Consider the following 9,874-nt stretch of genomic DNA (forward strand, 5'->3'; position numbering starts at 1 on the left):
TATCAGTAACGGCGACCCCCTCGAGATCTACACCAACCCCGACGGCGAGGTGATATTCAAAAAATATTCTGCCATAAACGAAATGTCCGAGGGCGCAGCTCAGGCAGCGGAAGTCATCTCAAAGCTTGGGGGAGCGCCTGCCGTGGTATTCGATAAGGACCACGTCGTGGCAGTGTCAGGCGTGCCGAAAAAAGAATATTCCCAGCGCCGCCTCTCCCCTGCCCTGGAGGAGCTTTTGGAAAACCGCAAAACCTTTGACTATACCGATACCACAGCCGAGCCGCTTAGAGCCGTCGAGGGTATCACCACCCACGCCCTCACCATCGCCCCTATCCTCACAAACGGCGATATAACAGGCGCAGTGGCTTTCATGGCTACCGACGATACCGAGCTTTGTACCGATAAACAATCCATGCTCGCCAAAGCCGCCGCAATGTTCTTGGGCAAACAAATTGAAGAATAATACCAAAAAGGACCGCCGCCTGACCGCAGCAGTCCTTTTTTCTGTACTATTATATCAGTCATTGCACCATGTCCTCCGCAGCCAAATAATAAACCCTCCGACCCATACAAATGGATCGGAGGGCAAACTGCAGACCACGCTGCGGTGGAGCTGATAGTCGGACTCGAACCCACGACCTGCTCATTACGAATGAGCTGCTCTACCAACTGAGCCATATCAGCATACAAGACTTAAGTATTATACACCAAAACCACACATTTGTCAACATTAATTCAAGATTTTTTTCAAAGCTTTGCAAAATCCCTATCAAATAGTCATATCATATGTAGCTTGTGAGTATAATGTATGAAATAAATACGTTTTCTTTCCACATCGTTATTTTGCACAATAAAAAAACGATGAAATATGCTTAAACGTTTCAAAATATCTTCGCAAACACCGAATATTCCAACTTTTCCGATCAAATGACTATCATATTTTCATATCAAGACAATATTTTAACAATATCATATGTTACAACACACTTTTCAACAATTATTATCCGAAAACGTTTAATGAATAAAGTTCTTTAATGGTTTTTGTAATTTCACATAACATAATTGTATACAAAAGAAATGTTTATATACATTTTTCACATACCACACAGCCTAGTTTCATATACCCCTCAGAAAATGCAGTGCATTTTCGCAGCTTTTTGATTAGCCTGTCAGTTTCTTTGTAACAAATTGATTACAATTGTCCAAATAGCATTGTTAAAATGCACAAAAGTAAAGTTGAAAAATTGGCTAAACCTCCATAATTTATTACAGAGGGCATAAAAATGTGAAAAAAGACTTGAAATTATGGCGAGAATATTGTATATTTTTATTAACGGAAACGTTTGAAATAAGTTTTCACGGAAAACATCAAGCGTAAACGTTTAAAATCTACGGAAAGGCGGAAATATCATTGGTTTCCTTAAAAGACATTTCCGTTCGCTGCGGAGTATCCGTCGCAACCGTAAGCAAAGCCCTCAACGGCCATAAGGACGTAAGCGAGGCAACAAGAGAAAGACTTATGAAAGCCGCCAAAGAAATGGGCTACTTCCCAAATTCTCAGGCAAGAGCTTTAAAGACCAACAGGACCTATAATCTCGGGGTCATGTATCTCGACGAAGCAGGAAGCGGTCTTACCCATGAGTTTTTCGCAAAGGTGCTTGACAGCTTTAAGACTACGGCTGAAGCAGCAGGATATGATATAACCTTTATAAATAGAGATGTGGGCAAGCAGAAAATGTCTACATACGAACATTGCAAATACCGCAATGTTGACGGTGTTATCATTGCCTGTACGGATTTTACGTCGCAGGACGTGTACGAGGTGATAAACGGAGATATACCAGTGGTCACGATCGACCACATCTTCGATTGCAGAACAGCGATCATGTCCAATAATGAAAAAGGTATGGAAGAGCTTATCAACTATGTGACGAAGATGGGGCATAGGAAGATCGCTTTTATCCAGGGCAACAGATCGGCAGTAGCCGAAAGACGTCTGGCAGGCTTCTATAAAGCTTGTATGACAAGAGGAATTTCAGTTGATCCCGATTGGATACTTAACGGTGATTATCATAACCCTGATCTGACTTATAAGCTGACAAAAGAACTTCTTAGCAGAGAGAACAAACCGACCTGCGTTTTCATGCCCGATGATTATTCAGCAATGGGAGCTTTCAATGCAGTCAAGGAAATGGGTCTTTCAGTACCGGAGGATATCTCGATAGTGGGCTACGACGGAATAGCTTATTCACAGCTTCTCTCTCCAAAGCTTACGACTTATCTTCAGGACACAGACCTTATCGGTGTAACAGCCGCAAAACAGCTGGTATCACTGATAGAAAACCCACAGACCACCTTTAAAGAGGTGATAACAGTCGACGGAAAGCTGCTGGAAGGCGGTTCGGTAAGCGACATCAATTAATTCAAGGCATTAATTTTCCGCAGAAATGCTGCGGAGCAAATCAAATAAACTAATGCGATTTTAAGGAGGAAAATTATTATGGCAAATCTTAAGAAAGTACTTGCAGGTTCATTGAGCCTCTGTCTGGCAGCTTCAATGTTCACAGCTTGCGGCAATACAGATTCATCTTCAACATCTGACAAGAATGGCGGCAGCACATCAAAGGCTGGCAACAACACAGGCATCAACAACAGCTCTGACAGAGTAAACACAGCTGAGCTTCACGGTGTGGATTCATCAGAGGATTCAAAGAAGACTCTTACAATTTACTGCTGGAACACAGAGTTCAAGTCAAGACTTGATAAGTACTATCCACAGGGCACATCAAACGAGCTTACATACAACGAGCTTGCTGGTGGTTCTAAGGAGATCGCAACTATCAACGGCGTTAAGCTGAACTGGGTACAGGTTGAAAACGAAGGTAACGCTTACCAGACAAAGCTGGACGAGGCTCTTAAGGGTCAGCAGGACAGCACAGAGAAGGTAGATATGTTCCTTATGGAAGCTGACTACGCTCTGAAGTATGCTAACGGCGACGTTGCACTTTCTATTCAGGACCTCGGCATCACAGACGACGATATGTCACAGATGTATCAGTACACAAAGGACGTTGCAACAGATACAAAGACAGGCGAGCTGAAGGGTGTATCATGGCAGGCAACTCCAGGTCTGTTCCTCTACAACACAAAGATCGCTGAGGACGTTCTCGGCACAAGCGATCCAGAGAAGGTTCAGGAAGCTGTTAAGGATTGGGATACATTCACAGCAACAGCTCAGAAGATGGCTGACAAGGGCTACAAGATGGTATCTGGTTTCGATGATACATACAGATGCTTCTCAAACAATATGTCTAGCCCATGGGTAACAGACAACAAGATCACAGTTGACCCACAGATCAAGGCTTGGGCTGACCAGACTAAGGAATACACAGACAAGGGCTACAACAACAAGACTTCCCTTTGGGACGATGCTTGGGCTGCTGGCCAGAAGATTGACGGTGGCGTATTCGGCTACTTCTTCTCAACATGGGGCATTCCTTTCACACTTCTTCCAAACACAGTTGACGAAGAGATCAAGGCTGATGGTTCAAACGCTAAGGAAGGCAACGGCGGTTATGGTCTCTGGAAGGCTTGCTCAGGCCCACAGGCTTACTACTGGGGCGGTACATGGATCTGCGGCGCTATCGACTCCGATAACCAGGATATCGTTGCTGATATCATGAAGGTTATGACTTGCAACAAGGACGTAGCTAAGGCTATCACTGAGGGCGAGCAGGACTACACAAACAACAAGGCTGCTATCAAGGAGCTTATCGACGGCGGTTATACAAACGCATTCCTCGGTGGACAGGATCACCTTGCACTTCTTACAGAGGCTGCTGACAAGATCTCCCTCGAGAACAAGCTTTCTGCTTATGACCAGGGCTGCAACGAGAAATTCCAGGGTGCTATGAAGGACTACTTCCTCGGCACAGTTGATTCATATGAGGCTGCTCTTGAGAACTTCAAGAAGAACATCACAGACCTCTATGGTAACCTTACTTGCGATTTCTAATCGTATAAAAAAACAGTATCTAATTAAATATAGGGGGTGGAGGTTATCCCCCCCTATTATTTATTAATCTCACGAAAGGAATAGGTATACTTATATGAAGAGAAAAAGCATAAGCTATGCCAAGTGGGGATATGTTTTCCTTATCCCATTCTTTGTAGTTTACATCATCTTCTCACTATATCCTCTGTTCCAGACTTTCTATTACAGCTTTACAGACTATGTTAAGGATCAGGGCTCTATCGGCGGTGGTTGGACAAGACAGGCTGTCGAAGTAACACCGACATTCTGCGGTTTCGAAAACTATTCAACTATATTCACATCAGGAAGTGATCTGCTTCAGTCATTCTGGAATACGATCATCATGTGGATAGTAGGATTTATCCCACAGATCGTTATCTCTCTTATCCTTGCAGTATGGTTCACTGACCTTCGTCTTAAGATAAAGGCTCAGGGATTCTTCAAGGCTGTTATCTATCTTCCAAACGTAATCATGGCATCTGCTTTTGCATTTCTGTTCTACAGCTTGTTCAGCAGAGGCGGCGCTATCTATGATCTTATCAAGGTACCACTCCTTGAAAGTGTTTGGGGATCAAGAGGTGTAGTTGGACTCATCAACTTCATACTTTGGTATGGTAATACAACAATTCTTCTTATGGCTGCTATCATGGGTGTTGATACATCACTCTATGAATCAGCACAGATCGACGGTGCAACTTCCAGCCAGACATTCTGGAAGATCACAATTCCGCTCATCAAGCCTATCATGTCATATGTTCTTGTAACATCACTCATCGGTGGACTTCAGATGTACGACGTACCTGCCCTCCTCACAAAGGATATGGGTAGCCCTAACGGAAAACTTAAGACCGTCGTAATGATAATCCAGGCAAATAAGCAGGGCGACATCGGTAAGGCGTCTGCACTCTGCGTAATAATCTTTATCGTTTCCGCTATTATCGGACTTGCACTTATGTTTGCGTCTGCTGACCATGACGGAAAGAAGAAAAAGAAGAGAAGGGGGTAAGCTGAAATGCCAAGAAGTACTGAAATAGTTGGTGAAAAGACGAATAGTACTGGTCTTATCATACATAGGATAATAGCTTATGTTGTCCTTGTTCTTTTGGTCGTTGTTTCACTTTTCCCATTCTATCTTTTGATAATCAACGCAACACGAGGCAGATCACAGGCAGGTATCAGATGGTATCCTGACCACTTCCTCGCAACAAACTTCAAGAACCTTTTCAGCGGTTCAACAGCCGTAGCATACGGAAGCGTATGGCGTTCACTGGCTAACTCACTGTTCATATCAGCTTGTGCTTCATTGCTCAGCGTATACTTCTCAGCACTGACAGCATATGCAACACACGTTTACCAGTTCAAGCTGAGAAAGTTCGCAGATATGTTCATTCTCATCGTAATGATGGTTCCAACACAGGCTTCAGCTATCGGTTTCTACCAGTTCATGAACAAACTTGGCTGGACAGATACTTATATTCCGCTGATAATTCCTGCTGTCGCAGCACCAGCTACATACTACTTCATGAAGCAGTATATGGCGTCTGCACTTCCGCTTGAGATCGTAGAAGCCGCCCGTATCGACGGCTGCGGAGAGTTCAAGATCTTCAACAAGATCGTTACTCCTATCCTCAAGCCTGCATTCGCAGTTCAGATCATCTTTACATTCGTAACAAACTGGAACAACTACTTTATGCCAAGACTTATTCTTACATCAAAGAGTAAGTACACGATCCCTCTGGTACTCAACGCAATGCGTTATGCAGGACCACAGGAGAAGGACGTGGGAATGTTCAGCTTGTACATCGTACTTGCTATCCTCCCTGTAGTAATTGTTTACCTTTGTCTTTCAAAGTTCATCATTCGTGGTGTTGCTCTGGGAAGCGTAAAGGGTTAATACGAAGCTTCAAACAGCGTACAGTTTTTCTGTACGCTGTTTTTTTTTTTCTATTCATTCCTTACTTCTCTTGCCTATTCACATAAAAGCTTCGTTTGCATACCTTTGCTATTGACCGTTATCTCCATTCTGCTCACTCTTTTTCCATTTACGCCATATCCATTACAAATTATTTTATCCGTGATATCCTCGCCGCAATACCCCTCATATGTGATATGCTCCACCAAATACTCCCTCTCTGCAAACTCTATCCTATCTTTAAGCCCGACAGCTACATTATTGAGCCACTGCTTATCAAGACCATAATACTTCTCCCTCGTGATACCATGTGGTATAGTTTTACCGCTTGAATAGCTATATCCATACTCCCCGTCCACGTTTTTCATATATATCTTCGACAGCATCGATCTCGTATCAAGCTGTTTTCCGTATTCAATAATACGCTGAGTACCGATATTCACCGAAAGGATACTCAGCGACACATTGACCTGCCTGTCCCCTCTGATATATGCACGCCTGCCGTAAGCCTTGACCGCATATACGCCGATAGCCTCCCACAGTGTAGACTTCTCTTTGATGTTCACATAATTCACAGTGTCAGTTCCACTCTCGTAGGTTATCTCACTTGAGGGGCTGTAGCTCTTCATAATATTCGTCAAACTCACCTTAGACCATACCCCAGGTTCAGGCTCGTTCTGCCCCAGCATAAGTGTTATCCCACGGCTTATAAGTTCAAGAACAGTTTTTCCGCCTCTCACCCTTGTTCTGATGTAATCCGCAGGACCGTAGTGCATACGCCTGCTGCCTATATAAAGTGCCACACGCCTGATATTGTTAAGATTTATGCTGTTATTCAGAACGACAGACGCTCTAAGTTCACTGTATGGCGTATAGCGGTCTTTCACAAGCCTTGCTGAAACAATGTTTCTATAGTCCAAATTGCCACTGCCAATAAGTTCAAACCTGATGTATATCTTCGCCATTATTCCGCCCCCCTAAGCTTTATAATAAGGCTTCCGATCATCCTGTCAGGCTGAAAATCCATTTCTATCTCTGAGAGTATGTATCCGCTGTATAAGACCCCGTCTGCCGTGAAATTGATCGCCTTTCCTCCGTTCTCGCTTAGAGCAGCCCAAGCGTAAGCCTTGTCCGACGGAGCGATCCTGCCGCTGAACTGAAATATCTCCGCTGCCTTGCCTGAGATATTCCGCAAAATGCCATTCACAGCCTTTGTTTCCTCCTGAATGTAACCTCCGCTTCGCTTAACTCCGTCCATGTAAAATGACCGTGTGCCGATGTCAAGCTTTATCTTTCCCTTTTTACTCACTTATATCCTCCTCACTGCAAATGCCGATACTAAGCTCTGCCTGCCTTTCGAGCCTGTGAAGGGGCAAAGTTTGAACTGCGCCTCCAAGCTTTGCGCTCTTTACATTCAGAACCTCGCTTTTTGCAAGCTCCGCCATAACGCTTTCACACTTTTCCTGAAGCTCCTCCATGTCATCGTATTTTCCTGCCTTGCCCATGAGCCGCAGGTCGATATGACATATATACTCAGTGTAAAGCTTTTTGCCGCCCTGCCCAATGACTTCATCGACCACATCATAGCCTTTAAGTCCATAGAAGCCAATTGCTTCCCCACTGTGCAATAGACTGTCAGCCGAAGTGTATTCACCCATTGCAGTAAAGCCTGCTCCGTCAAGTATCTTTTTTATCTCTGCCGCCATTTCTGTCCAGACTGTCATGGCTCGTCCTCCTTCCTAATATGCGATAACGGCATTGAATACAAAGCCGTCCTTTGAGAAAAATCTTTCCGCCCTTGAAACTGCACTGTCACGAAGCTCTCTTGCCGCCTTTATCCTGTTCTCCTCGTCAAAAGCCTCCACCGCCTTGCCCTGCGCCGTAAACATGACCTTGTATTCAGCGGCTTTCAGACAAATAAATCTGTAAAAGACCTCCGCTGCCGCCGCAAATTCGCATATAGCCGTCCCACCCTCAGCGACCATTCGCTCCTGGTCAACAGCCTTTTCCATTTCGTCAGCACACACCGTTATAAGCCCTGCATACACCTCAGCCGACGTGCTGTCAAGTCCGCTTAGCTCCATGAAATTGCTCTTTACATTGTCTTTGCTTATTGCCATTTTCCTGCTCCTTTCAAAAAAAATATACCCGCCCACCGTCCCTTTTTTTCATTGTCCTCTCAGCTTACTTTGTAGTTTTCAGCGTCTTTACAGCACCGCTCGTAAGTACAGAGAAACCTGCAAGCACTGAGCAAACGATCTCTTTGCACTGATTAGTAATAAGCTTATCGTAGTCCACGATAACATCTCCTCCAAGCACCATTTCAACAGCACTGCTCTGGTCGATGCCCACCGCAATACCGCCTGTGAGCTGAGGGCATTTTACAAGCGTTACACCATATGGCGTCTGAACTGTGCCGCCTGCCATATAGTCGCCAATGCAGTATTTCATCTCGTCCATAGCAAGGATCTTAGCCATAACATCAGGAGTACAGATCATGGTCGTCATGTTAAACTCGCCCATGGAAGCCCAAAAAGCCGCCAGATCAGCGTAAGTAAGCTCATTGCCAATAAGAGTCTGAGCTGTAATACCTCTTGTTATCTCAGTCATAGCAAAGCTGTTCACATCTCTGCTTATAGTCGCTCCAAGGTTTCTCAGCACCACGCCAAAAGCCTCAAGCTTCTGCTTCCTTACAGACTCAAAAGAACAGTTAAGACGTCTTGCAAACTTTGTAAGAGTCTTACTGTTGGTGCTAAGTCTGACAGTTGTGATAGGCACATTTCCACCCTCTGCCACAACGTCAGTTGAACCTGACTTTGTAACGTTCAGACCTCTGAAATCCACTCCGTCAGTGTATGAAACAGCCGCCGCTACCTTGCCCATGATAGAAGCCTCGTCCATGCCCTGCTTGACAGTGCGTCTTATGTACTCAGGAAAAAGCACTGCCGACTCAGTGGAAATGAAGAATTTCTCCACCCTGTCAGAATTTGCACCCTTTACCTTGATGTCAAAACGCTTGAGCTGTCTTTCAAAAGCGTCAAGACCTTTAAGCTCGGTGTTCTCATAGTTTGCGTCAGGATCAAGCTCAGCCAGCGCCTGTGTGAATGTCTTGCCTGTGATAGAATAAAGTCCCTTTTCAAGTTTGATATTGTTGTACATATTATTTTCTCCTTTTCAATAATAAAATTTGTCCGATTTTTTGTACTGATTTTCGTATCATCGAAAACCATTTGTCTTTTCGGGTGAACACTGTTCGCCCCTACAGTGATGATATCACATTCTAGCATTTAAGCCCCTATCTCCACATTGTCATCGCCCCCTTTCACATCTGTCCATTACATCTTGTAATCACCCGTGATAAAGCTCTCCCTTTCGGCTTTGTAGACCTCCTCATTCTCAGCCGCCTGCTTTTCAAGCCTGCCACGGAAGTCGATAAGCTCCGTAACTGTCATAAGCTCCGCAAGTTCTTTCACACGCTTTGCACTCATAAAAGGCTTGCAAAAATAGCTGAGCCTTAAAACGTCCTTTTCAAAGGCTTCCCTCGCAAGGGCAAGCTCATAGCTCTTGTCGGTGCTTTCCTGCTTCTCCCTTAAAGCAAAACGCTTCGTTACCCCTGCGTTCACCTGTGCAGGCACTGCCACGAACGACCACTCGTAAGCGTCAAGCGGCTCGTCAAGAATGTGATAACACAGCTTACCGCCATATTCACCGCCCTTTTCATGGTCACAGCCGCCCTTATACATATCCGCTCCGCATACAGAGCAAAGCTTCTTTCCCATGGTGCAGCTAACGGATACCTCTTTCTTTATTCCGCCCTGGATCTCGCTTATAAGGTCGCCGTTAGAAGCAGTTCGCACCATGTAAGCCTTTGCCATAAGCCTGCGGTAGACCTCTCCGTCTGTCGTAGTTTTCTCAGGCAGAGTTTCCAC

The 9,874-nt window shown here is 44.8% G+C and carries 10 protein-coding genes, 1 tRNA gene and 1 pseudogene; 5 read left to right on the top strand and 7 right to left on the bottom strand.

Translation table 11 applies throughout. The annotated features are described in order from the left end of the window. Nucleotides 1-463, top strand: a 463-nt coding sequence (locus OCV57_RS14025) for a stage V sporulation T C-terminal domain-containing protein (protein ID WP_267302055.1), incomplete at its 5' end; no start/stop codon positions are given. 145 nt (nt 464-608) lie between these two features. On the opposite strand, the gene OCV57_RS14030 is transcribed toward OCV57_RS14025, so the two are convergent. Next, nucleotides 609-684, bottom strand: a tRNA-Thr gene (locus tag OCV57_RS14030). 727 nt (nt 685-1,411) lie between these two features. Here OCV57_RS14030 and OCV57_RS14035 point away from each other — a divergent pair. From OCV57_RS14035 to OCV57_RS14050, 4 genes are all read left to right on the top strand, one after another. After that, nucleotides 1,412-2,422, top strand: coding sequence for a LacI family DNA-binding transcriptional regulator (locus OCV57_RS14035; RefSeq protein WP_022287525.1), 1,011 nt, complete (start codon nt 1,412-1,414; stop codon nt 2,420-2,422). A gap of 78 nt (nt 2,423-2,500) precedes the next feature. Beyond that, the gene (locus OCV57_RS14040) at nt 2,501-4,015 is read left to right on the top strand and encodes a carbohydrate ABC transporter substrate-binding protein (protein ID WP_267302056.1); all 1,515 of its coding nucleotides are present in this window, start codon (nt 2,501-2,503) and stop codon (nt 4,013-4,015) included. Between the two features lie 94 nt (nt 4,016-4,109). Further along, nucleotides 4,110-5,039, top strand: a complete 930-nt coding sequence (locus OCV57_RS14045; protein WP_265290952.1) for a carbohydrate ABC transporter permease — start codon at nt 4,110-4,112, stop codon at nt 5,037-5,039. A gap of 6 nt (nt 5,040-5,045) precedes the next feature. Continuing rightward, nucleotides 5,046-5,927 (top strand): carbohydrate ABC transporter permease, encoded by an 882-nt coding sequence (locus tag OCV57_RS14050; protein ID WP_267302058.1) that lies wholly within the window; start codon nt 5,046-5,048, stop codon nt 5,925-5,927. Between the two features lie 74 nt (nt 5,928-6,001). Here OCV57_RS14050 and OCV57_RS14055 read toward each other — a convergent pair whose 3' ends face one another. From OCV57_RS14055 to OCV57_RS14080, 6 genes and pseudogenes are all read right to left on the bottom strand, one after another. Further along, nucleotides 6,002-6,910: a hypothetical protein gene (locus tag OCV57_RS14055; protein WP_267302059.1), complete on the bottom strand. Its 909-nt coding sequence runs from the start codon at nt 6,908-6,910 to the stop codon at nt 6,002-6,004. After that, on the bottom strand, nt 6,910-7,254 hold the full coding sequence (locus tag OCV57_RS14060) for a hypothetical protein (protein ID WP_267302060.1): 345 nt from the start codon (nt 7,252-7,254) through the stop codon (nt 6,910-6,912). The genes OCV57_RS14055 and OCV57_RS14060 overlap by 1 nt, the downstream gene beginning before the upstream one ends. Continuing rightward, nucleotides 7,247-7,669, bottom strand: coding sequence for a hypothetical protein (locus OCV57_RS14065; protein WP_022287531.1), 423 nt, complete (start codon nt 7,667-7,669; stop codon nt 7,247-7,249). Before OCV57_RS14065 ends, OCV57_RS14060 begins: the two co-directional genes overlap by 8 nt. A gap of 15 nt (nt 7,670-7,684) precedes the next feature. Next, nucleotides 7,685-8,065: a hypothetical protein gene (locus OCV57_RS14070; protein WP_022287532.1), complete on the bottom strand. Its 381-nt coding sequence runs from the start codon at nt 8,063-8,065 to the stop codon at nt 7,685-7,687. 64 nt (nt 8,066-8,129) lie between these two features. Next, the gene (locus tag OCV57_RS14075; protein ID WP_267302062.1) at nt 8,130-9,104 is read right to left on the bottom strand and encodes a phage major capsid protein; all 975 of its coding nucleotides are present in this window, start codon (nt 9,102-9,104) and stop codon (nt 8,130-8,132) included. Nucleotides 9,105-9,280: 176 nt separating this feature from the next. Further along, nucleotides 9,281-9,874: pseudogene (locus OCV57_RS14080) on the bottom strand (hypothetical protein); the annotation flags it as partial.

It is taken from the genome of Hominimerdicola aceti (genome assembly GCF_025567495.1).
In the GTDB taxonomy this organism is placed as follows: Bacteria; Bacillota; Clostridia; order Oscillospirales; family Ruminococcaceae; genus Hominimerdicola; species Hominimerdicola aceti.

Bases quoted from the DNA above. Each gene is read 5' to 3' on its own strand.
- OCV57_RS14050 (WP_267302058.1), top strand. From the start codon at position 5,046: ATGCCAAGAAGTACTGAAATAGTTGGTGAAAAGACGAATAGTACTGGT.
- OCV57_RS14075 (WP_267302062.1), bottom strand. From the start codon at position 9,104: ATGTACAACAATATCAAACTTGAAAAGGGACTTTATTCTATCACAGGC.
- OCV57_RS14045 (WP_265290952.1), top strand. From the start codon at position 4,110: ATGAAGAGAAAAAGCATAAGCTATGCCAAGTGGGGATATGTTTTCCTT.
- OCV57_RS14070 (WP_022287532.1), bottom strand. From the start codon at position 8,065: ATGGCAATAAGCAAAGACAATGTAAAGAGCAATTTCATGGAGCTAAGC.
- OCV57_RS14065 (WP_022287531.1), bottom strand. From the start codon at position 7,669: ATGACAGTCTGGACAGAAATGGCGGCAGAGATAAAAAAGATACTTGAC.
- OCV57_RS14055 (WP_267302059.1), bottom strand. From the start codon at position 6,910: ATGGCGAAGATATACATCAGGTTTGAACTTATTGGCAGTGGCAATTTG.
- OCV57_RS14040 (WP_267302056.1), top strand. From the start codon at position 2,501: ATGGCAAATCTTAAGAAAGTACTTGCAGGTTCATTGAGCCTCTGTCTG.